Origin of the sequence: Shewanella sp. (genome assembly GCF_041630135.1) — a bacterium.
GTDB lineage: Bacteria > Pseudomonadota > Gammaproteobacteria > Enterobacterales > Shewanellaceae > Shewanella.
In genome coordinates this window covers 1-22849 of the sequence record NZ_JBFKLW010000035.1, presented here as the reverse complement: position 1 = coordinate 22849, position 22849 = coordinate 1, and the positions used below count along the sequence as shown (strand labels likewise).

The window sequence follows — 22849 nt, the reverse complement described above, 5'->3', positions numbered from 1 at the left end:
GTAAATAGTAGTAAATTCACTACAAACAGTTAACACAATGGAGAAGCGACTTTGATTAGCAAAAGGAAATTCAGCACCTCAATCAGCGCACTAGCTGTCTTGGGCACCACCCTGTGCGCATTCAATGGTTCTGTGCAGGCAAATGATCAAATTGAAGGTTTTGCGAAACATGCCATGTTTTCAGCAGTTAAAACTTCACCGAAAGGTGACTTCCTTGCTGCAACCTACCCTTTTGAAGATCACAAAAGACTGGCCATAATCGACACCAAAACCAAAAAAATCACCTGCCAATTCTTCTTTCGTTCAGATGAATCTGTAGCCTCGTTTTGGTGGGCAAATGATGAACGTGTGGTTATGACCATTTCAAAACAGTTTGGTCAGTACTCTCAACCATTCGGTACAGGTGAACTGTTCGCAGGTAACGCAGACTGCAGCAAGCGTGAGCAAATATTTGGTGCCCGAAATAATGACAGGGGCGCGGCTTCTATTGAAGATCTCATGCTGTCTGACCCTGAGAACATCTTAATCTCCTCAGCACTGGAAAAAGGGTCTTACTCTAACCTTTATAAGCTGAATATCTATTCAGGCAGAAAGGTTCTTGTAGAAAAAGCCAGCCACGAAAACGCCAGCATAGTATTAGATAATGATAATGTGTGGCGAGTATCTCAATCTTATAAAACCGAACGTAAAGGTCTTTTAAAAGCTGAGGCGTCCGGTGAAAAAGTAACCTACTACCGTGATTCTCCAAATTCAGAATGGAAAGAAATTTCTATTGTGGATATGAGCAGAGAGAGTGCCAAAGGGTCAGTCTCCATCGTTGGCTTTAATGCTACCAATGACAAAATGTATTTACTCAGCAATGTTGAGCATAGCCAAACCGGGCTATACGAGTTTGATATTGCAACTGGTAAACAGAAGCTTTTATATAAGAACGATGTAGTTGATGCTCAACCTTTTTATCATCGCTATACCGATAAAAAAGGAAACGTGATTTCAGAAGTTGTTGGCGCATTATTTCATGAAGGTAAGCCTAAAGTAGCCTTTTTCGATGAAAACTCAGCTTTTGCAAAAGAATTCCGCTCATTGGAAGCCAGCTTCCCGCAAGATGCGGTATTCATTACGTCAGCAACTGCAGATAACAACACTTGGATACTGTACACCGCGTCTGACGTTAATCCGGGTGAGTTCTATTCCTATGACCGTCTGAATAAAAAAATCGCTTACGTTGCTTCCTCTAAGCCGTGGATCGATAAGTCTGTCATGTCTCATAAGGAACCTGTGATGTTTACTGCTCGAGATGGGCTTAACGTTCACGGTTACCTAACCATTCCCAAAGGCAAAGAAGCAAAAAACCTTCCATTGATCATTCATCCACACGGTGGTCCTCACGGCCCTCGTGATTATTGGTTCTATGATGATGAAGTACAGGTCTATGCAAGTGCCGGTTATGCCGTCCTGCAAGTCGACTTCAGAGGCTCGGGCGGTTATGGCCGGGAATTTGAAGACATGGGCTTTGGCCAATGGGGTAGAGAGATGCAAGACGATTTAACAGATGCAACTCTTTGGGCAATAGATAAAGGCATCGCAAACAAAGATAAAATCTGTATTTCAGGTGCCAGTTACGGCGGTTATGCATCTTTAATGGCAGTAGTAAAAGAGCCAGATCTTTACCAATGTGCCATTGGTTATGTCGGGGTTTACGACTTGCCATTGATGTTTGAAAAAGGCAACGTAGCAGAGCGGTTAGGCTGGGGCAAACGCTACATGGAACAAGCATTTGGTGGTTCAGAAGCTGAAATGAAAAAAGCTTCCCCAGCCCACAATGCCGATAAGATTAAAGCTGGCGTGTTCCTGGTTCACGGTGGTCGGGATGAACAGGCTCACTATGAAAACGCCATCGTAATGCGCAGCGCTTTGCAAAAAGCAGGCAAAGAACCAAAGTGGATGTGGAAAGAAACTGAAGCACACGGCTTTTACGATGAAGGCAACAGAAAAGAGCTGTTTAACGAAATGTTGTCTTTCTTGAAACAATACCTTGATTAATAGTCAGAGGTAAATAAAGCATAGCTTTGTTTCAGTTAAAAAAGCCCGGCAATAGCCGGGCTTTTTTCATTGCAGTTCTGCACAAATCAGTGCTGATGACCGCCTACCCCGTGGGCATGGCCATGGGCGATTTCTTCAGCTGTGGCTTCACGGGCGTCGACGATATCGATATCGAAGGTCAGCTCGCGGCCAGCCAGTGGATGGTTAATGTCAACCGTTATCATAAACTTGCCAACCTTTACCACTGTGACCTGACGCTGGCCCTGATCGGTATTCACCATAGCACGCATACCGGGCTTCCACACCTTGGCCCCCATCAGGTGCTTGGCAGGAATGCGCTGCTCGGCGTTCTCTATGCGTTCGCCATAGGTTTCGCTGGCAGGCAGGGTCACGCTGAATTTGTCACCTACATTTTTGCCTTCTATGGCTTTTTCCACGCCGGGCATCATGTTTTGATGACCGTGCAGGTAGGCAACCGGATCATGGCCTTCGTTGGTTTCCAGTACTTCGCCCTTTTCATCACGCAGGGTGTAGTTGAACTGCACCACCAGATCGTCTTTGATTTCCATGAAATGTCCTGTTCATTAATTAAAACCGCTGGAGCTTAACAAAGAAGCGCCCTGCCCTCCAGCCTTATCGGCTCCGGGCGCCCGGGACTATGGTGCGATGCTCAATCACATCCAGCACTTCCAGGTTTTTAAGTGCCAACTGGCACACCCCGGAGCTGATTTGGTGGCGACTGCTGCAATCCACGCTCCACTGCCGCAGCAAGTAACCGGCCAGCGCCGCGCGGCAATGCAGCTCAAGCACGCCTTCCTGCATGCCATAATCAAGCTCTATGGCTTCGGGGAATTTAAGCGAAGGATGAGGGATCAGCAGCAGGCACACCTGGCGCTGCCAGAAACCATCGGCGCCACTTCTTTCATGCTCCACAACTGGCTCACCAAAGCCGCCGATGGTCTTTATCCGGTTGATAACGAAGTCGGTAAACTGGCCATTGTGGCGATCAAATGCCCGCACATGCCAGCGCTGGCCATTATTCACCAGCGCATGGGGCACGATTTCGCGGCTGGTTTCGCCGGAGGATGTCGACACGTAACGTATCTTCAATGAGGCACTGGCCTGAATCGCCCGCATCACCCCGGCGACAATTTCAGGTTCGGGATGAATAAGCGCCACCGCATCGAAACAAACTTCACTGGGCTTTTTCGGGTGGGACAAACCATCACCAAAGCCCTGTGCCAAACCGTGGAGAATCGATTCGGGATCGTGGGGAAACAGCGCCTTGAATCCCGGCAGGCGGTGGTAGCGCTTGGTTTGGTGGATTAGCTGCATATTGTCCGGCGCCAACTCCCGGTACAGGGCAAAGTCGCGGGTGGCGGCCGCCAGACCGGTGGCGAAGCGGCTTATCAGATCCTGACGGCTGATTTCACCAAAATACTGCAGACTGAAATCGATAAAGGCCAGTCGTTGTCGCTGGCCATGGCTGAGTTCATCCAATGGCATGGGGCATTCCCTGTGGTTGTGCAGTTAATGCCCCAAACTTACGTGGCCTTTGCCGATGATGCAATCATTTTGAGCTGATTAACGCCACATCTATCCCCAAAGCCCTGAGGGTAGCATCGTCGGCAAAACCATCGGGAACCAGCTGATTTTTAGACTGAAAATCACGGATTGCAGTGCGGGTCTTGCCGCCAATTACCCCATCGGCTGTACCTATGTCATAACCAAGGTCTATCAGCTTGGTTTGCATGGTTTTGATGCCATCCCGGGTGCGTCTTGGCTGGATAGGTGCTGGCACATTCAGTGGTGATGCACCCATGATCCGGTCGGCGAGATGCCCCACCGCCAACGCATAAAACTCTGAGCGATTCCAGCGCTGAATAACGTCAAAGTTGCTGTAGCCGAGGAAAGCAGGACCGGTGTGGCCAGCCGGCACATAGAGCGCGGCCTGCATGTCCATAGCAGGAACCAGCACGCCATTGGCCTGTTTAAAGCCAAGCTCACGCCAGATGCTGAGTGACTGCCTGGCATTTCTGCCAATGCTTGAGAAGTCATAGCCTTTTGGAAGAATAACCTCGCGGCCCCAGCGCTCATTACGCTGCCAACCAAGTTGCATCAGAAAATTCGCCGCCGAGGTCAGGGCATCATCTGTGCTGTTCCACAGATCCACCTTGCCATTGCCATCACCATCGACTGCATATTCGAGGAAGGTGGTTGGCATAAACTGGGTGTGCCCCATGGCACCGGCCCAGGAGCCCACCATGATATCGGCACTCAAATCGTATTTATCGGCCAGCCGCAGAGCCTGCAAAAGCTCGGTGGTAAAGTAAGTGCTGCGGCGCGCATCGCAGGCCAGGGTGGCCAGTGAATCAAATACCGGCATCTTACCTTTGTATCCGCCAAAGTTGGTTTCAAGGCCCCAGAATGCCAGCAAGTACTGTGGTGGCACCCCGTATTCCTGCTTCAGTTTCGCCAGCAGTTTGCCATGGGTCTTAAGCAGCTTGCGCCCTTCTTCAATGCGCCTGTCTGTGACACGCTTATTGAAGTAATCGGCAAACGTCTGGGTAAATTCGGGCTGACTTCGGTCAAGCTCAACCACTCTCTCTTTTGGCTTAATGGCATCAAGATACGCAATCCGACCGGGACTGATCCCCGCCTCCTGCGCTTGTTGTTTCAGATTGGCAATACAGCTCTCAAATGGCAGGGATTCAGCAACAGCAGAACACTGCACCAGTAAACTCAATGATGAAGCCAGGATGAATGGATACTTCAAAGCTTTAACTCCTCGGTCTAACCTGGGTCGGCCGGGTGGCTGAAAAAGGGACACAGGCGCACTCCCATCCTGCATGAAGGTATTCAGTAAGGCAATCTCAGAAAGGAAATTGTCATTGCCATGGCTTATTCAATAACCGGCAGGTCGCAAAATTCCTTGGGTTTAGCATCCGATGCCTTATAATCAAGGCATTAACTAGCAAAGAGAATCCACTATGACTGATATGCAAGGTGCACAGCAAAGTTTCATCAACAATGTCAAAGAATCCCAAATGCTATGGGGATTGATGGATGCCGACGGTGAAGGCTGGGTGGTGTGTGACTCCAGTGAATATGAAGAAACCGATGTGATGCCATTGTGGTCGAGCGAGGCAAAAGCAAGCGAGCACTGCACCGAAGAGTGGTCCAGCTATAAGGCAACCGCTATTCCGCTGGTTGAATTTCTCGAGTATTGGGTTGAAGATCTGAACCACGACGGCGTCTTGGTAGGCGTTGATTGGCAAGCCAATGAAGAGTGCCTCGAGTGCGATCCTATTGATTTGGCACAGACGCTGGCCGAGATTGAGGCCGAGTGAGTCAGGCGCTCCCCCTGGCAGAGGTGCCCTTCGATAAAAGACATCTCTGCTGGTTTTGTGAAGAGCCCGCTGATGGGCTCTTTGCTTTTGTCAGCCCGCGAGAAGCAGAAGTACCTTCCTGCACCCTGCCCGCCTGTAAAGAATGTCGCCAACTCGCCAAAGGCCGTGAACTAGATTCGCTGGCAGAATATCGCCTGTGGGTAAAAGACGGGTTGCTGAAAAAATATGCCAAGCATCTCGCCATCGGCGTGAATTGGACCAAAGAAGAACTGGAGGAGTCAGGCTTCGATTGCAAAATTCTGGGGGGCTTTAAAAAAAGTGCCTGGTTCATGTATGAAGTGGCCCGGGACAGGGTTAATGCCCGTGGCTGGCCGCTGTCAGTTAATGGCGTGCCGCTGGATGACACATCAATGGCGCTGGGGTTTGAGCATGACGGACTGCATTTCCCGAGCCTGACAACCGCAGCTGAACATTACAGCCGGGTTCAGGGGCTCGATGAAGCCTTTTTGTGCGCGCTGGTGAAGCTGCTCGGACGTAACCGTTTTGGTTATGCATTAAGGCTCGCCGGGCTTTACCGAGCCGCAGATAAAAAGCAAAAGGAACAATTTTTACAGGAGCTTAAAAACGACGAGGCCTGAGCTTTGCCTGTCCTCAAGTTAGCACCTGGCGTAATCTGTCCTGAACCACTTCGACCAATCTGTCCGGCTGAAATTTTGAAATAAACTGATTACAACCCACTTTGTCGACCATCGCGTTGTTGAAACTGCCACTTAACGACGTGTTGAGGGTGATATAGAGATCTTTCATACGGCTATCACTGCGGACTTCATGGGTGAGTTTATAGCCGTCCATCTCAGGCATTTCTGCATCGGTTATCATCATTAGCAAGGCACTGGAAACATCCACCCCCTCATCGGCCCAGGATTTAAGTAGTTCCAGAGCCTGTAAACCATCACATACTTCAATAATTTCAAGCCCGAGCTGCCCCAAGGTTTCCTTTACCTGACGACGCGCCGTGGAGGAATCGTCCACGACCAGCAACTTGTGACCTGACATCTTTGGCAGCAGGGATTCATCCAACACCCCCTCGGAGAGGCGTACGTCATAACGAATAATCTCTGCGAGCACTTTTTCCACATCAATGATGGAAACCAAATGAGAGACGCCTTGATACTCAAGACGGGTAATGGCGGTCAGATAGTTGTTGCGCCCCGCAGACTTTGGGGGCGGCATGATATCGCTCCAGGTCATATTGACTATGTGCTCAACCTTACCAACCAAAAAGCCCTGAACCGAGCGGTTATACTCTGTGATAATAAGGTTGGCATCCCCACCATCGGTTGGCATGGCTGAAAAACCTATAGCCTGACGAAGATTGATAACAGGAATAGAATGCCCGCGAATATTGGCAACACCACTGATACAAGGATGCGCACCGGGAAGTGCACTGAGTGGAGGAAGCTTAACGACTTCTTTGACTTTAAACACGTTAATAGCAAACAGCTGGGTTGAATTTATTCTGAATAACAAGAGTTCCAGCCGATTTTCGCCTACCAATTGGGTACGCTGATCGACGGTTTCCAGAATTTTGGCCATAAAAACAGATCTCTTCGCCACGGGCGCAAACCTAATCAATCTTACGGAGTCTGCGCAAAAAAGTGCCAACGCCCTAAATTATAGGCCTTTAATACCACAGCAACCATGGCATGGCGCAATTTTGCCGGCCTTTGGCTGAGTTTCGGGTGATCTTTTTTCAAAAGCTAAGCGTAAAGGCTGAACAACACCTCTGTTCAAAGGTTTCTACATGAAAAAAATATTCGCACTTTTAACCCTTTGGCTTCTGGCTGGCTGCACTGGCAAACCCATGCCGGTCATTCAGGACTTTAATCTGGATAATTATCTGGGCACCTGGTACGAAATTGCCCGCATCGACAATCGCTTTGAGAGCGGGCTTACTGAGGTAACAGCGCAGTATCGGCGTCAGGGCGATGGTGTACAGGTCATCAACCGAGGCTTTTCAGCTCAAAGCAGCGAATGGAAGCAGGCTATAGGTAAGGCCAGGTTTGTAGGAAGTGCCAACGAAGGCCGACTGGAAGTGTCGTTCTTTGGACCTTTTTACGGCGATTATCAAATCCTTGCTGCCACTAAATCAGAGGATGGCAGGTACCGAACAGCACTGGTGGCTGGCAATGATTTGGATTATCTGTGGCTACTTTCAAGAGAGCGTGCACCGGCAGAGGATGAACTGACCCTGTTCAAAGACAAGATCCGCTCCCTCGGCATTGAGCCAGATGGCTTGGTGTGGCTCAGCCATTCCCCAGCAATGTAAACAGCGACTCTACAGGGCGAAATAATTCGCCCTGTACACACGATTCATTGCTGTCAGCTCACATCCTTCAGGTTTTGATAAACAGTCCCATCCCCGCCAGGCCAAGCAGCTCCCGGCAGGCAATTGGCCGCAACCCAAGCTCCCTTGTTACACCAACAAATTCGCGGTGGTTGAATCGATTCTCCATTGGGTGTTCAAAGAGTCGCTTGCTGATGGGGTTACAAATTGCCGCTCGGTAAAGGTCCCAAAAAAGGAACTGGCCTCCAGGCCGCAAGACCCTCGCTACTTCTGCCAATGCATCCTGCCAGCGGGGAATATGATGAAACACCGCAAACTCGGCTACCAGATCAAAGCGCTGGTCTGCAAAGGGCATAAAACAGGCATCCGCCTCGGCGAAATGAGCCCAAGGGGCATGCTGCCAACGCACGGCACTGATTGCGAGCATCTGACCATCAAGATCCATGGCGGTCACATTGCTGGCGCCCAGACGCTCTCTAAGAAAGCTGACTCCGAGACCGCCCCCGCAACCTATCTCCAGTGCATCCTCCACATCAGGCAACCCCTCACTAAATAGCGATAACAAGAGCTTGGCTTCAAGGCTGGTTTGCAGCCAGGCACGGCCTTTGGATGTCACCACTGCCCGTTCCGTTTGATTCAATTTCATACACGCTCCAACGGTTAATTCTGATCCGCTATGGCAACCAGTACGTATAGCACCACAGAAAAGTTTACCCTGGAGCCGCTATGCAACTGGCACTGTTCCCTCTACCTGTATGCCTGCTTCCCGGCGGCACAACCCAACTGCGGATTTTCGAGCCCAGATACAAGCGGCTGGTGAGCGAGTCCCTGAGGACTGCGCAGGGGTTTGCCCTTTGCATGCTGGGTACCGACAATCAGCCACTGCCAGTGGCAACACGCGTGGAGATAGTCGACTTCGAAACAGTGGAAGACGGCTTACTTGGCATTACCGTGCAAGGCAAAGAGCGACTGGAAGTGCTTTCTTGGCAGACAGAATCTGACGGGCTGAAGCTCGGCACTGTACGTACCTTGCCCCCTTGGTCATCCCAGCCCATAACCCGGGATTATAAAGAGCTTAGCGACAAACTCAGTGAGCTTTTTAAGTCATATCCCCGCCAATCTTCATTTATTGAGCAAGACGACTTCAACAACCTCACCTGGGTGTGCCAACGCTGGCTGGAGATATTGCCAATTGGGCTTGAACACAAACAGCGTTGTTACCGGGCTGATAATGTCGAACTCACCCTGAGCCTGCTCGAGCAAATTTTTGAAAAAAACTGATCCAGACAAGCGATACGGGCGTATTGGCACTTAAGTACAGATGAATAGACAAACAAAGTCTGACCAAAATCCCTGTGCAACACATTAATTGGAAACTGGCATCTACCCCTTGATTGAGCAAAAACATGCAAAATTTCAGGCACAATCAATCCGAGTCCCGCTATGATAGAAGCACAGTAAATATGGCTATCAGGGATATGCAGAACTCGGTACAGGACAACAGCGAAGAAAATCTGCGCGCTTTACTGGTCGCGGTGGCTGACCACAGAGACAAGGCAGCATTTCGTGCGCTTTTTGACCATTTCGGCCCCAAGGTAAAAGCCTTTGGTTTTGCGCGCCTTTCCCAGCAAGGCTTGGCGATGGATCTGGTTCAGGAAACCCTCACCACTGTGTGGACCAAAGCACACCTGTTTGATGCCGATAAAGGCAATGTCAGTACCTGGGTTTACGCTATCATGCGTAACCAGTGCTTTGACATGCTAAGACGGGTCAAACACAACCGCGAGGACGCCTTTGGGGATGACCTCTGGCCACTGTTTGAAGCAGATGAAAGCAGTGGCGAGTTTGGCGATCACAAACTCGACAACATGCTGACTCAGTATTTATCCAGCCTGCCAAAGCTCCAACGGGAAGTGGTACAGGGCATTTATCTGCAGGAACTCAGCCAGCAGGAGTTGGCCGAGAAACTCGGCGTACCCCTTGGCACCATCAAATCGCGCTTGCGACTAGGCCTGGAAAAGCTGAAAAGTCTGCTGGAGAAACACCATGATTAAGTACCACCCCAGCGACGAGATGTTGCTCGCCCACGCCGCTGGCGAAACAACTCTTGGGCTGGCTATTGCGTTAAGTGCCCACTGTGAAATGTGCTGTGAATGCGCGAGCAAAGTCGCGACCATGCAAAGCCGTTTGGCACAACACTTCTTGCTCCAAGCTGATGTGGATGACAAAGATTGGCAGGGGATGGATGGTTTGTTTGATGCCATAACCGCTGATGACACCGCGCAAGAGCAACAGACTGGCGCGCGTGAAAGCGCAGCGCCGGCGACTCAGGTAAAAGGGCTCGATTTTGCCCTGCCAGGCGCCTTTCGCCAGTTTATGAGCAACACCAAGTTAGCCTCCCCATGGAGCGGCATTGGCCACGTGAGCCGGATGCGACTTGATACCCTGGATGGCAAAGCCAGATCCAGTTTGTTGCACATTGCCGCAGGCGGTGAAATTCCTGAGCATACCCACAAGGGTCAGGAAATAACCCTGCTGCTGCACGGTCATTTTGAGGATGAATTTGGCAGTTACGGCCCGGGAGATTTTATGCTGATGGACCCAAGCAATCAGCACACGCCGAAAACCCGCGATGGCTGCCTTTGCTACACGGTCGTAGATGCACCGCTGCACTTCACCAAGGGATTGTCCAAGCTGCTGAACCCCATTGGTGAACTGATTTATTAACAGCTGCTATCAATGCTCACAGCGACAGGCGCAGCCAATTTAAGAGCAATCTCAAACGCACAGAAAAACGGGCCCTTAGCCCGTTTTTTTTATCGCGCTGAGTCAACCGTAGAACCAATAACAAACACCAATGGCGGCAAGAATACCGGCCACATCCGCAGTCAGGGCACAACCCACCGCGTGGCGGCTGTATTTAATTCCTACGGCGCCGAAGTACACCGCCAGCACGTAAAAGGTGGTTTCAGTTGAGCCTTGCAGCACCGCAGCCAAACGCCCGGCAAATGAATCCACTCCCTGATGAGCCATGGTTTCCAGCATCATCGCCCGTGCACCACTGCCACTGAAGGGCTTCATCAACGCCGTGGGCATAGCATCCACAAAACGGGGATCGAGCCCAAACAGGCTGACAAGAGACGCAATAGCAGACAAAAGATAGTCCAGTGCGCCGGATGAGCGCAGCAGACCTATCGCCAGCAACATGGCCAGCAAAAACGGAATAAGCTTAACTGCCTGACCGAATCCCTCTTTGGCTCCTTCAATAAATTCATCATAGATTGCCACTTTGCGAATACTTGCTCCCAGCACAAACACAAAAATCAGCGCCAGCAGTACCCCATTGCCCATGATGCCTGACATTCTGGCAATTTCATCCGCAGCCAGGGTGCCAAGGAAAAAAACAAGTGCACTCAAAGCACCTATTCCAAGAGCGGCATACCCCAGAACCACCACAGACCACAATGACAGCCGTTGCACCACTGCCACCGCAAGCAGCCCCGCCAGCGTCGACGCGGAAGTCGCCAGTAATATCGGTAAGAACACATCTGCCGGAGAGGCCGCGCCCTGCTGCGCCCGGTATAAAAATACGGTCACAGGCACCAAAGTGACTGAAGAAGTGTTCAGCACCAAAAACAGGATTTGCGCGTTGCTGGCGGTGTCTTTAAGAGGATTAATACTTTGAAGATCGTTCATGGCTTTAAGGCCAAGGGGGGTAGCCGCATTGTCGAGCCCAAGCACATTGGCAGTCAGGTTCATGGTCACACTGCCAAATGCAGGATGCCCCCGGGGCACCTCAGGCATCAATCTGGCGAGCAGGGGTTCTGTTACCCGGGCAAGCATAGCCACCATCCCGGCCTTCTCACCAACGCGCATCAATCCCATCCACAGCGCCAACACCCCAATCAGGCCAAGAGCAATTTCAGCCGCCAACTTGGCACTGGCAAACAACCCATCGACGGCGGTACTCAGGACACTGGTATCACCCAGCCCCAAGCGCAGCATTATCGCCAGCAAACTCGCGCTAAAAAACGCCAACCAAACCCGGTTTAGCAAGCCAACTCCCCCAATTCAGGCAACAAGGCACCGGTGAATTCTGATATACTCCGGCCATTCGCGTTAAGCTCTCAGCGGTTATGGTTCAATTAAATCAAAATTTTATCAATAGCATCGCGCAAGAAATGCCGGCTCATCTGTCAATGGATGATTTTATCCATTACTGCGGCCTGCCACTGCGCCCATCGATTCGGGTTAATACCCTTAAAATCAGCAGCGAAGAATTAAAGGCAATTCTTGAGCCCCGCGGCTGGCAATTCGAGCAAGTCCCCTGGTGCGAAGATGGCTTTTGGGTGAGCTTTCCCGCTGATTGCCAGCCCGGCAATCTGGCCGAACACATTCAGGGCCTGTTTTATATTCAGGAAGCCAGCTCGATGATGCCGCCCACCGCCTTATTTAAAGATGGTGACACGCCAAGGGTGATGATGGATGTAGCGGCAGCGCCGGGCTCAAAAACCACCCAGTTGGCCGCGCTGATGCAAAATCAGGGGCTGCTTATCGCCAATGAGTATTCAGCAAGCCGCAGCAAGGTGTTGTACGCCAACACCCTGCGCATGGGCGCGGCCAATACAGCCTTGACACAGTTCGATGGCCGGGTGTTTGGCGCGTATTTATATGAATCCCTCGATGCGATTCTGCTGGACGCTCCCTGTGGCGGAGAAGGCACAGTTCGGAAAGATCCGCTGGCGCTGAAAAATTGGGATCCGGCCGAAATCGAAGCTATTTCAGCCTTACAGCGGGAACTGATTGACTCGGCCTTCCAGGCTCTGAAACCCGGTGGCGTGCTGGTATATTCCACCTGCACACTGAATCGCCGTGAAAATCAGGACGTGTGCCACTTTCTCAAGCAAACATACGGCGATGCAGTAGCCTTTGAATCGCTTGAAAGCCTATTTGCAGGTGCTGAAAAATCACTGACTGAGGAAGGCTTTCTGCATATCTGGCCACAAATCTATGATAGCGAAGGATTCTTTGTGGCTCGTATTCGTAAAACCGCCAGTGTGCCACGTAACACCGAAATCCCCGCGCCGCCAAAAAACTTCCCTTTCACCAAGGTCAGTGTCAAACAGCGCCAGCAGCTTGACGAAGCACTGTCAGCCATGGGCTTGGCACTTCCTGCTGATGGACTGATTTTCAGCCGGGATGACGAATTTTGGTTAAGCCCTGCGCCGCTGGATGCCTTTATTGGAAAGGTGAGATTCCAGCGTATTGGTGTGAAACTGGCCGAACAGCATAAGCACGGCATTAAAGTGCGCCACGATGCGGTGATGGCACTGCCTTGCAACAAGATGCAGGAAGTGATTGCCGAAGATGCCGTAAGCTTTTTGATGGGGCGGGATATTGCGCTGAGCAGCGCCGGTAAGGCACAGGGTGAAAAAATTCTGTCCTTGCATGGTATTGCACTTGGCGTTGCCAAACACTTGGGAAATAAGCTTAAAAACAATTACCCAAGAGATCTTTGCCGGGACAATGTGCAGTTCTGAGTCAGAACTGCCATCACTGTGCGAAATTGGTAAAAATTTTTTGCACAAAATTTAAGCAAAGGCTGAAACACTGTCCTACAATCATGTCAGTGTTTACTCAATCCCCTTTTGCGACCGAATAGCGCACGGCTCTTTATGAGCCATTCCCCTGGGCCCAAAACAATCGGAATAGTTTTGGGCCTTTTTTTTATCTGCCGCTCAGCGACCTGCCAGGCGAGCCGCATCCTTAAACAGTGAGAAGAAGTTATTAGTGGTGTATTCAGCGAGCTCTGGGAATTTTTCGCCGCGAAGCTGGGCAACAAATTCAGCCACATCACGAACATAGGCTGGCTGGTTTTCCTGCCCCCGGTGAGGCACCGGCGCAAGATAAGGTGAATCGGTTTCAACCAACAAACGATCTTTTGGCACCTTTCGAATAACATCCCGAAGCTCAGCCGCATTCTTGAAAGTAACAATACCGGATACTGAGATGTAAAAGCCCAGCTCTAATGCTGCCTTGGCCATTTCCCAGTTTTCGGTGAAGCAGTGGAGCACACCACCAACGGTATCAGCACCGCCATCTTTAAGCAGGCGGATAGTATCTTCGCGGGCATCACGGGTGTGCACTATCAAAGGCTTGTTGACTTCACGAGCAAGGGCGATTTGCTGCTCAAAACACTGCAATTGCAACTCACGGCTGTCATCTGCGTAATAATAATCAAGCCCGGTTTCACCAATAGCCACCACCCTGGGATGGGCGGCAAACTGCTTGAGTTCGGCCAGATTCAGGCCTTCTTTTACATCCAGAGGATGCACACCACTTGAAAGGAACACATTGTCAAAACCCGCCACCCGCTCGCGCATGGACTCGAAACCTTTCTGGCGCACATTCACGCACAATACATAGTCGACACCACGTGCCTTGGCGCCATCGAGTATAGCGGCCAATGAGTCATGGCAAGGCGCAGCCTTGAGCCTGTCGAGATGACAATGAGAGTCGATAAGCAAAGTGAATTTCCTGCCAGTCAAATTAAGGATGGCAAGGATAACGACCTACATGGTGCAGGTCAAATCACCTGACGCAAGTTCCCGGGAGAGCAGATTCTCAATGTGGTGTTTGTGGGTTTCGGCATCGGACAGGATCTTCAGCCCAACACCGGGCGGGCGTCCACCGGAGGCGCCAACAGGATTAATCCATACCACCACGCCTTTAAGTTGATGCACTGTAGTGGCGCCGGGCAAACGATAGGCAAGTGTCAGCTCCTGACCAAGGAAATGGCTTTCGCTGGTCGAAACAAACAAGCCTGCCGGCTTGATAAAAGGCATATAGGCACGATACAGCTGATGCAGCGTATCGAAATTAACCACCAGATCTACCATAGGCTATTCGGCTTTCAATCTCTGATAAGTTGAAACAATTCTGTGGCATAGTGCCAGATAGTTGACGCTCGGCATAGTAGTTAACGTATGGCACACAGCCATAATTTCGCCACTCAAGCTGGCCACTTTTGCCGCCGACAAACCATTTATCACAGATAAACGTTTTACATCATCCATCAAAACTATATACAAAACTTTAAGTGCATCAGTAATTTGTTCTTCACCGATATCTCTCAAGCTAGCACATAGATGGCCAGTGGACAAACTGGAAAGCCAGTCTACACGAAACTGCACCAGCACTGTGATGTAATTGTTGTGCAAGTAGTCTGCCAACTTAAGTGGACCACCAGCAACGGGCAGAGCCCACATAGCATCAGTAGTCAGTTGCTGCGCTACCAGCCAAGCGTTAATTTGTTGCTCATCGGGAGCTTTAAACTTGAGCTGTTGGCAACGGCTCTTGAGTGTCGGCAACAACTGACCGGGAATGTCTGTATGCAGCAATATGAGCGTATTCTCTCCCGGCTCTTCCAACGTCTTAAGCAATGCATTGGCCGCGGCATGATTCATCCGCTCGGCGCCATAAATCGTTGCCAAACGCTTGCCACCCTGCTGCGCCGTGGTGGTAAGGTTACCTGTCAGCGCCCGGATTTGATCAACCTTAATTTGATTGCCATCGGCTTCAATGGGGTAAAAATCCGGATGATTCCCAGCACGGTAAAGCTGGCAACTCTTACACTGTCCACAGGCACCAAGGGGCGTGAGTGAAGTGCAAAGCGCACGGGCAGCCAGCTCATCAAGCATGTTACGGGCGCCCAGTCCGGTATCCACAGCAACCAACACAGCATGGGGCATGCGGCTCGATTGCAGCAAGCGCTGAAACTGCTCAATGCTGGGCTCAAGCCAGGGCAAGCTCGCCATCAGTCGGCCCTCACAAATGCCCCTTGCAGGCGCGCCTTAATCTCCTGATGCACAACGTCCATTGGTTTGGACGCATCAATCACCAAAATACGCTCATCCTGCTGCGCCGCGGCGAGAAAGGTGGCTCTGGCACGCTGGAAAAAGTCAATTTCCTGCTGTTCGATACGGTCAAGCTCACCGCGGCGGGCGGCACGCTCAAGACCAATCAGCGGGTCAATATCCAAATACAGGGTGAGATCCGGCTTAAAGTCACCAAGAGTGATTTCGCTGATGCGGGTAACCAGCTGCATCAGGCCTCGGCCACCGCCCTGATAGGCAATTGATGACAGGTTATGCCTGTCACCCAGAACCCATTGGCCTGTCGCCAATGCCGGTTTAATCACATTGGCCACCAGTTGTGCACGGGCAGCATAAAACAGCAGGCATTCGGCTTCATCACACAGCGGATCGCCGGGCTCAGCGTTTTTCACCAGGTTACGGATTTTCTCAGCCAGCGGCGTGCCACCTGGCTCACGGGTACACAGCGGAGCCTGGCCGGTGTGCTGTGCAATAAAGTCTTTCACCAACGCCACTGCGCTGGACTTGCCAGCACCTTCCAAGCCTTCAATTACGATAAATTTGCCTGTGGCTTGTGTCATTTCTGTCTTCTCTGATACTGGTTTACGGCCCGGTTATGCTCAGTCAGGGTGCGTGAAAACACATGGCTGCCGTCATTTCGGGACACAAAATATAAATAATCGACATCGGCAGGCTGCGCTGCCGCCATCAGGGCTGCCCGCCCGGGTGCCGCTATAGGGGTGGGTGGCAAACCATTAATTTTGTAAGTGTTAAAGGGGGTCGCTTCCTGCAAATCCTTACGGGTGATATTGCCGTTAAAGCGCTCCCCCATGCCATAAATTACCGTAGGGTCGGTTTGCAGGCGCATGCCTTTATTAAGCCGATTGATAAACACAGCCGCGATAAGCGGTCGCTCCTCGGCAAGGCCAGTCTCTTTTTCGATGATAGAGGCCAGAACCAGCAACTCATAGGGGCTCCTGAGCGGCAAATCCGGCTCCCGCGCCTGCCAGGCAGCCTCAAGTTCTGCCTGCATTTTGCGATAGCTTTGGGTCAGCACGGCTGCCACTCTCTGTTCGGCATGATAACTGTAGGTATCCGGGAAAAACTTACCTTCGGGCAAGCCAGAGTTGTCGCCTTCGGACTTAAGCACGGTAAGAAATGCCTCATCCTGCCACACCAAACGCTTAGCCTCGGCAAGCTTTTGTTGCCACTCCCGTATATTTTGGCCTTCAACCAGGGTGATGGAAAACTCTTTCACCTTGCCGGCCAGTAGCTTGTCAAACAGGCTGGCTGGCGTGTCGCCGGGTTCAAGCTGATACACACCCTGACGAATGGCTGCAAATTCGGGGTGCAAGCGCAAATACCAATCGAACTGCCAGCCTTGTGGCAGCAATCCCTTATCGGTGAGCACTTTGCCAAGCGCGCGGGCATGCATGCCGCGGGGCACTTCAAACTCCTGGACTTCAGACAGTGTCAGCGGCGTGTTACCGAATGTCTCCAGGCTTTTTAGGCCCCACATTCCCACACCGGCGCCAAGGAGCAATAAGGTCATGATGGTGGCCACCATGCCCAGCAATAACTTTTTCATCGCGTCAGTTCCAGTGCTTTACGCACCTTGTTCGTGCCACTGAAGGCTTTATAGTGGTGGTCGTCGATACGGGTTACATCAACAGCCCCAAGCAAGCTGTTGGTCATCAATACCGCGTCGAAGGTAGCCAGTTCCATGCAAGGCAGCGGTTTCATTTCTACCGAGTAACCCAACGTCAGCAGCGCCATAATGACTTGCTGACGCATCACACCAGACACACCGCTATACGCCAGACTAGGGGTAATGCACTGTTTGCCTTTGATAAAAATTAGGTTCGCCATGGAGGCTTCAACCAGGTAGCCGTCACCATCCGACACCAGAAAATCATCCGCCCACTCAGGCAGCGGCTGACGACGGATAAGCACCTGCTCTAACCGATTCAGATGCTTAATGCCGGCAAGTTTTGGCTGACGAGCCAGTGCCAGTTCGCTTGATACCAAAGCAATGCCGTGTTGTTGCCAGTCAGCATAATGGGCCGGAATATCAAAAACGCTGAGGATTGCCACAGGGCGTACATCTTCTGGAGCCAGATAGCCCCGGCCTCCGGGGCCACGGCTGATGAGAAGCTTTAACCCCCTTGGAATTTGATTGTCGCCATGGGCTTTCGCAGCCGCCAAAAGCCGGCTTTGAATATCCTCAATATCAAGGGCAAAACCAAGGCGGCTGGCCCCCTGATGCAAACGGGATAAATGAGTATTGAGAAAAGCAATGTTGCCAGCGTTTGCAAGCGCCATGGTGGCGAAAAGGCCATCGCCGTAGGCGAGGCCCCTGTCCATTGGGGAGATGCTTTGGCAATGTGCAGAGCCAGCATCGGCCTCCGTTAAATCGAGCCAGCGAAGCCTGGCAATTGCCTTGCCCTTGGCATCCTCCATGGTCAATGTGGCCATGGAGGACTCAGCGATCCTGACTGATGCGGCTGGCTACCGCTTCCTGCTGATCCTTGTACTTGGCGTTCTTGCGCTTGTTGTAAGGGCGCGCCACAGGGCCGCTCAGTCGCTCAAAATTAAGCGCACCTATGGTCATACCCGGGCGCAACGCCAACGGCAGCTTACCGCTGTTATAGAACTCAAGCACAATCTTCCCTTGCCAGCCTGGGTCGATACGATGCGCGGTCACGTGCACCATCAAACCCAGACGGGCCAGTGACGAGCGGCCATCGAGCCAGCCAACAATATCAGCAGGCAGAGTCACACTTTCCAGTGTTACGGCCAGCGCCAGTTCACCCGGATGGAGGAAGAAGGCATCGCCGTCTTTGATGTCGATTCTATCGCTCATCACCCGGTCGAGCGCCGCCTGTACTTCAGCACTGGGGCCACTTAAGTCGATAAAAGGCGCGGTGTGATCCTGAAACACCCGAAACTGGTTACCCAGACGCACATCCACGCTGACACCGCTAATGGCATCGTTGCTCGGACGGGGTTCAATGAGGATTTTGCCTGCATCGAGCGCCTGTTCAATTTCAATGTCAGTCAATCGCATTTTGCCTTTATCTCCCTGAATTATGAGTTTTATTTTGCCAGAAGGTGCTGTATGCGCGCCTTGAGAATATCGGTGGCAATCCGGTTTTTACCGCCACGGGGTACTATGATGTCGGCATATTGCTTGGAAGGCTCGATAAACTGCAAGAACATCGGCCTGACCGTTTTTTGGTACTGGCTTATCACCGACTCCATGGTACGGCCACGCTCTGCCACATCGCGGGTCAGACGGCGCAGGAAACAGATATCCAGCGGCGTATCCATAAACACAGAGGCATCCATCAGATCACGCAGATGCGGATCGGTGAGCAGCAAAATCCCTTCCAGGATGATCACCTTCTTCGGTGTCATTGGGCGGGTCTCATTCATGCGGGTGTGTTCGGTGTAGCTGTAAACCGGGATATCAACCGACTCACCGTTTTTCAGGCTTCGCAGGTGCTGTGCCAGCAACTGATGATCCATGGCCTTGGGGTGGTCGTAGTTGGTCTGCACCCGTTCTTCCATGGACAGATGGCTCTGATCACGGTAGTAGGAATCTTCGGCGATTACACCTATCTGATCCGTTCCCAGATCACGGCACAATTCTTCATATATGGTCTTGGCAATAAGGCTCTTGCCCGATGCACTTGCCCCTGCAATCCCAATAATGACACATTGCTGCGAATTCATATACTTAAAACCTTACTCTTCGTCCGATATGCTAATGGAAACACCGGTCTGGGGTTTGGCTTTGGCCAAACTGGCTCCCACGCTGCGGGCTATCTCCCGGTAGATAGCTGCAATTTCACCCGAAGGGTCGGCTACCACAGAGGGCAGGCCTTTATCCATTCCTTCCCTGATGGCGATGTTGAGTGGCAACGCGCCAAGCAGCGGTACGCCGTAACGCGCGGCTATATCACTGCCGCCCTGGGTACCAAAGGGGTGTTCCTTGTGCCCGCAGTTGGAGCACAGGTGAAAACTCATATTCTCCACAATGCCAAGCACCGGGATATTCACTTTATTAAACAAGGTAATGCCTTTTTTGGCATCCAGCGTAGCTATGTCCTGTGGGGTGGTTACCACCACAGCGCCACTCACCGGCACCTTTTGTGACAGTGTCAGTTGGATATCGCCGGTACCGGGCGGCATGTCCACCACCAGATAATCCAGTTCTGGCCAGCTGGTTTCATTCACCAGCTGCACCAGAGCACCAGCAGCCATGGGGCCGCGCCATACAGCGGCCTGCTCGTCGGCGAGAATAAAACCTATACTTTGAGCGGCAATACCATGGGCCTCGGCGGCGGTCATCATTTTACCGTCAGGAGACACTGGCTTGAAGTCAGGCACTCCCAGCATCAGGGGCACAGAAGGCCCATAAATATCCGCATCCAGAATGCCTACGCTGGCGCCTTCTGCCGCCAGTGCCAGCGCCAGGTTCACCGCGGTGGTGGACTTGCCCACCCCGCCCTTGCCAGAGGCCACTGCAATTACGTTTTTGACATTGGGAATAGGCGCGGCATTGGTGTTGCCGGTATTGGTTGGTACCTGCAGGTCGATTTCGCATTCCACTTCGTCGATGGCGTCAAGCTCAGCGAGCTTGCGGGTAATCGACATCACAGTGTCTTTATAGCTGCTTTGGCAAGGGTATGAATACACCAATCCCAGCTCCAGGCGCTTACCGTTCAGGGCGAGTTTATTCACCATGCCAGCACTCACCAGTCCCTGTTGCAGCTTGGGTTCAATGAAGGTATCGAGTATCGCGAGTACCGCGGCCTTGAGGGGTTCTTGCAGCTGATAATTATGAGAAGACAACACCTGTGACATACTCCGGCGCAAAAATTTGCCCAAGTGTATCAGATATTGCCGAAAAGATGCGTGCACAAATGACTCAATTGCACAGGCATTTGGTGAAAATAGTGCGCGCATCGGTTAGTATCTAAGCCAATTATTTCGGGACCAACACGATTTTGAGTAAAGATGGCCAATTCACAACGTAAAATCCTTGTCACCAGCGCCCTTCCCTATGCCAACGGCCCAATCCACCTGGGGCATATGCTGGAATACATTCAGACCGATATCTGGTCACGTTTTCAAAAACTGCGTGGCCATGAGTGCCATTATATATGCGCCGACGATGCCCATGGCACGCCTATCATGCTCAAGGCCCAGCAACTGGGCATGGCTCCCGAAACGATGATTGCCCAGGTTAATGTTGAGCATCAGCAGGACTTTGCCGACTTCAACGTGGCCTTTGACAACTATCACAGCACCCACAGCGACGAAAACCGCGAGCTGGCGAGCCATATCTATCTGAAGCTGCGCGATGGTGGGTATATCAAGAGCAAGACCATTTCCCAGCTGTTCGACCCGGAAAAGTCGATGTTCCTGCCAGACCGCTTCGTTAAAGGCACTTGCCCCAAGTGTAAGTCTGAAGATCAGTATGGCGACAACTGCGACAACTGCGGTGCAACCTACAGCCCAACCGAGCTGATTAACCCGCGCTCTGCCGTAAGTGGTGCCACGCCGGTAATGAAAGAGACCGAGCACTTCTTCTTCGACTTGCCAGCCTTCGAAGGCATGCTCAAAGAGTGGACCCGCTCAGGCGCGCTGCAGTCAGAAATGGCCAACAAGCTGGATGAATGGTTCGAACAGGGCCTGCAACAGTGGGACATCACCCGCGATGCACCTTACTTCGGCTTTGAAATCCCCGATGCACCGGGCAAGTATTTCTACGTGTGGCTCGATGCCCCAATCGGCTATATGGGCTCATTCAAGAACTTCTGCGACAAGCGCAGCGATATCAACTTCGACGAGTTCTGGGCCAAAGACTCCAGCGCCGAGGTGTATCACTTTATCGGCAAAGACATCGTCTACTTCCACAGCCTGTTCTGGCCCGCCATGCTGCACGGCGCTGGCTACCGCCAGCCAAGCAGTGTGTACGCCCACGGTTATGTGACCGTAAACGGTGCCAAAATGTCCAAGTCAAAGGGCACCTTCATCAAGGCCCGTACTTATCTGGATCATCTGGATCCTGAGTACCTGCGTTACTACTACGCAGCCAAACTCAGCTCGCGTATTGACGATCTGGACCTGAACCTGGAAGACTTTGCTCAGCGGGTGAACTCGGATTTGGTAGGCAAACTGGTTAACCTCGCCTCCCGTACTGCCGGTTTTATCACCAAGCGCTTCGATGGCAAGCTTGCCGCAGTGGCAGACAAGAGTCTTATCGAGAGCTTCCTTGCCAAGCAGGACCTGATTGCCGAGCTGTTTGAGACCCGCGAATACGGCAAAGCCATGCGTGAAATCATGGCGCTGGCCGACGTGGCCAACGGCTTTGTGGCCGATGCGGCCCCATGGCAGCTGGTGAAACAGGATGACAAGCAGGAAGAGGCCCATCAGGTGTGCTCCAACGCTTTGAACCTGTTCCGTATTCTGGTCACTTACTTAAAGCCTGTGCTACCGCGTCTTGCCAAAGACGTGGAAGACTTCTTCAGAATGGAACTGACCTGGGACGGTCTTGGCAGCGATTTGAGCGGCCATGAAATTGCACCGTTCAAGCCCATGATGCAGCGTGTGGAGCTGGACAAGGTTGCGGCCATGGTGGAAGCCTCCAAGGAAAACCTGCAAGCCACTGCAGAGCCAGTTAAAGCAGGCCCGCTGGCCGATGACCCCATCAGCCCAACTATCAGCTACGAAGACTTTGCCAAAATCGATTTGCGCGTAGCGCTGATTAAAAAGGCCGAAGCCGTACCAGAAGCCGATAAACTGCTGAAATTGCAGCTGGATATTGGCGGTGAAGTGCGTCAGGTGTTTGCCGGCATCAAGTCTGCTTACAACCCGGAAGATCTGGAAGGAAAACTCACCGTGATGGTAGCGAATCTCGCGCCGCGCAAAATGCGTTTCGGCATGTCCGAAGGCATGGTGCTGGCGGCAGGCCCCGGCGGTAAAGACCTGTTTGTGCTGGAACCACACGAAGGCGCCCAACCTGGCATGCGGGTGAAGTAACTCGTTTAGCTCTGCGTTGAAATAAAAAAGGCCGCAATCGCGGCCTTTTTATTTTCAGCCCTAAACCACCTACTTCAGTAGGTGGTTATCATCCAAATGGGCTTTGCCCGTATATCTACCCATGCTAAATGCATCTTTGATTTTTAGCGAAGTCAAAAGAGGCAAATAACATGAGTAGATACGAG

24 protein-coding genes are annotated in these 22849 nt (G+C 51.8%); 9 read left to right on the top strand and 15 right to left on the bottom strand.

The features are described 5' to 3' along the window. Positions 1-51: 51 nt before the first annotated feature. Positions 52-2043: an alpha/beta hydrolase family protein gene (locus ABYK60_RS11065; RefSeq protein ID WP_372872082.1), complete on the top strand. Its 1992-nt coding sequence runs from the start codon at positions 52-54 to the stop codon at positions 2041-2043. 86 nt (positions 2044-2129) lie between these two features. Here the strand turns inward: ABYK60_RS11065 and ABYK60_RS11060 are convergent, their stop codons facing one another. From ABYK60_RS11060 to ABYK60_RS11050, 3 genes are all read right to left on the bottom strand, one after another. Then, positions 2130-2612 (bottom strand): peptidylprolyl isomerase, encoded by a 483-nt coding sequence (locus tag ABYK60_RS11060; RefSeq protein ID WP_372872081.1) that lies wholly within the window; start codon positions 2610-2612, stop codon positions 2130-2132. A 64-nt stretch (positions 2613-2676) separates the two neighbouring features. Further along, positions 2677-3549, bottom strand: coding sequence for a WYL domain-containing protein (locus ABYK60_RS11055; protein ID WP_372872080.1), 873 nt, complete (start codon positions 3547-3549; stop codon positions 2677-2679). Positions 3550-3613: 64 nt separating this feature from the next. Next, entirely contained in the window at positions 3614-4819 is a 1206-nt protein-coding gene (locus tag ABYK60_RS11050; protein WP_372872079.1) for a lytic murein transglycosylase, read from the bottom strand. 214 nt (positions 4820-5033) lie between these two features. On the opposite strand from ABYK60_RS11050, the gene ABYK60_RS11045 reads away from it, so the two are divergent. Both ABYK60_RS11045 and ABYK60_RS11040 read left to right on the top strand, forming a co-directional pair. Continuing rightward, positions 5034-5393, top strand: a complete 360-nt coding sequence (locus ABYK60_RS11045) for a DUF2750 domain-containing protein (protein ID WP_372872078.1) — start codon at positions 5034-5036, stop codon at positions 5391-5393. Then, complete coding sequence (locus tag ABYK60_RS11040) at positions 5390-6031, top strand: hypothetical protein (RefSeq protein ID WP_372872077.1); 642 nt, start codon at positions 5390-5392, stop codon at positions 6029-6031. Before ABYK60_RS11045 ends, ABYK60_RS11040 begins: the two co-directional genes overlap by 4 nt. A gap of 13 nt (positions 6032-6044) precedes the next feature. On the opposite strand, the gene ABYK60_RS11035 is transcribed toward ABYK60_RS11040, so the two are convergent. Then, positions 6045-6989, bottom strand: coding sequence for a chemotaxis protein CheV (locus tag ABYK60_RS11035; RefSeq protein WP_372872076.1), 945 nt, complete (start codon positions 6987-6989; stop codon positions 6045-6047). Positions 6990-7197: 208 nt separating this feature from the next. Between ABYK60_RS11035 and ABYK60_RS11030 the strand changes: the two genes are divergently transcribed. Next, complete coding sequence (locus tag ABYK60_RS11030; RefSeq protein WP_372872075.1) at positions 7198-7722, top strand: lipocalin family protein; 525 nt, start codon at positions 7198-7200, stop codon at positions 7720-7722. Positions 7723-7789: 67 nt separating this feature from the next. On the opposite strand, the gene ABYK60_RS11025 is transcribed toward ABYK60_RS11030, so the two are convergent. Next, positions 7790-8386 carry a class I SAM-dependent methyltransferase gene (locus ABYK60_RS11025; RefSeq protein WP_372872074.1) on the bottom strand — a complete coding sequence of 199 codons (597 nt, stop codon included), beginning with the start codon at positions 8384-8386 and terminating at the stop codon, positions 7790-7792. Between the two features lie 80 nt (positions 8387-8466). On the opposite strand from ABYK60_RS11025, the gene ABYK60_RS11020 reads away from it, so the two are divergent. From ABYK60_RS11020 to ABYK60_RS11010, 3 genes are all read left to right on the top strand, one after another. Continuing rightward, positions 8467-9021, top strand: a complete 555-nt coding sequence (locus tag ABYK60_RS11020) for an LON peptidase substrate-binding domain-containing protein (RefSeq protein WP_372872073.1) — start codon at positions 8467-8469, stop codon at positions 9019-9021. 125 nt (positions 9022-9146) lie between these two features. Continuing rightward, positions 9147-9794 (top strand): sigma-70 family RNA polymerase sigma factor, encoded by a 648-nt coding sequence (locus ABYK60_RS11015; protein ID WP_372872072.1) that lies wholly within the window; start codon positions 9147-9149, stop codon positions 9792-9794. Continuing rightward, entirely contained in the window at positions 9787-10467 is a 681-nt protein-coding gene (locus ABYK60_RS11010) for a ChrR family anti-sigma-E factor (protein WP_372872071.1), read from the top strand. The genes ABYK60_RS11015 and ABYK60_RS11010 overlap by 8 nt, the downstream gene beginning before the upstream one ends. 102 nt (positions 10468-10569) lie before the next feature. Here the strand turns inward: ABYK60_RS11010 and ABYK60_RS11005 are convergent, their stop codons facing one another. Continuing rightward, positions 10570-11796, bottom strand: coding sequence for a nucleoside recognition domain-containing protein (locus tag ABYK60_RS11005; protein ID WP_372872070.1), 1227 nt, complete (start codon positions 11794-11796; stop codon positions 10570-10572). An 80-nt stretch (positions 11797-11876) separates the two neighbouring features. Here ABYK60_RS11005 and rsmF point away from each other — a divergent pair, with 80 nt between their 5' ends. Beyond that, positions 11877-13280, top strand: coding sequence for a 16S rRNA (cytosine(1407)-C(5))-methyltransferase RsmF (gene rsmF / locus ABYK60_RS11000; RefSeq protein WP_372872069.1), 1404 nt, complete (start codon positions 11877-11879; stop codon positions 13278-13280). 198 nt (positions 13281-13478) lie between these two features. On the opposite strand, the gene ABYK60_RS10995 is transcribed toward rsmF, so the two are convergent. Genes ABYK60_RS10995 through apbC form a run of 9 tightly spaced genes read right to left on the bottom strand, consistent with a single transcriptional unit; the run spans position 13479 to position 20483 of the window. Then, complete coding sequence (locus ABYK60_RS10995) at positions 13479-14267, bottom strand: TatD family hydrolase (protein ID WP_372872068.1); 789 nt, start codon at positions 14265-14267, stop codon at positions 13479-13481. A 45-nt stretch (positions 14268-14312) separates the two neighbouring features. After that, on the bottom strand, positions 14313-14639 hold the full coding sequence (locus ABYK60_RS10990; protein ID WP_372872067.1) for a PilZ domain-containing protein: 327 nt from the start codon (positions 14637-14639) through the stop codon (positions 14313-14315). A 3-nt stretch (positions 14640-14642) separates the two neighbouring features. Beyond that, on the bottom strand, positions 14643-15557 hold the full coding sequence (gene holB / locus ABYK60_RS10985; protein WP_372872066.1) for a DNA polymerase III subunit delta': 915 nt from the start codon (positions 15555-15557) through the stop codon (positions 14643-14645). Continuing rightward, positions 15557-16195 (bottom strand): dTMP kinase, encoded by a 639-nt coding sequence (gene tmk / locus ABYK60_RS10980; RefSeq protein WP_372872065.1) that lies wholly within the window; start codon positions 16193-16195, stop codon positions 15557-15559. The genes holB and tmk overlap by 1 nt, the downstream gene beginning before the upstream one ends. Next, positions 16192-17202 carry an endolytic transglycosylase MltG gene (gene mltG / locus ABYK60_RS10975; RefSeq protein WP_372872064.1) on the bottom strand — a complete coding sequence of 337 codons (1011 nt, stop codon included), beginning with the start codon at positions 17200-17202 and terminating at the stop codon, positions 16192-16194. The genes tmk and mltG overlap by 4 nt, the downstream gene beginning before the upstream one ends. After that, on the bottom strand, positions 17199-18089 hold the full coding sequence (gene pabC / locus ABYK60_RS10970) for an aminodeoxychorismate lyase (protein WP_372872063.1): 891 nt from the start codon (positions 18087-18089) through the stop codon (positions 17199-17201). Before pabC ends, mltG begins: the two co-directional genes overlap by 4 nt. 7 nt (positions 18090-18096) lie before the next feature. Beyond that, positions 18097-18681, bottom strand: a complete 585-nt coding sequence (gene dcd / locus ABYK60_RS10965) for a dCTP deaminase (RefSeq protein WP_372872062.1) — start codon at positions 18679-18681, stop codon at positions 18097-18099. A gap of 29 nt (positions 18682-18710) precedes the next feature. Continuing rightward, on the bottom strand, positions 18711-19349 hold the full coding sequence (udk, locus tag ABYK60_RS10960; RefSeq protein ID WP_372872061.1) for a uridine kinase: 639 nt from the start codon (positions 19347-19349) through the stop codon (positions 18711-18713). A 12-nt stretch (positions 19350-19361) separates the two neighbouring features. Further along, on the bottom strand, positions 19362-20483 hold the full coding sequence (gene apbC, locus ABYK60_RS10955; protein WP_372872060.1) for an iron-sulfur cluster carrier protein ApbC: 1122 nt from the start codon (positions 20481-20483) through the stop codon (positions 19362-19364). 153 nt (positions 20484-20636) lie between these two features. Here apbC and metG point away from each other — a divergent pair, with 153 nt between their 5' ends. Continuing rightward, entirely contained in the window at positions 20637-22664 is a 2028-nt protein-coding gene (gene metG, locus ABYK60_RS10950; RefSeq protein ID WP_372872059.1) for a methionine--tRNA ligase, read from the top strand. Positions 22665-22849: the final 185 nt, after the last annotated feature.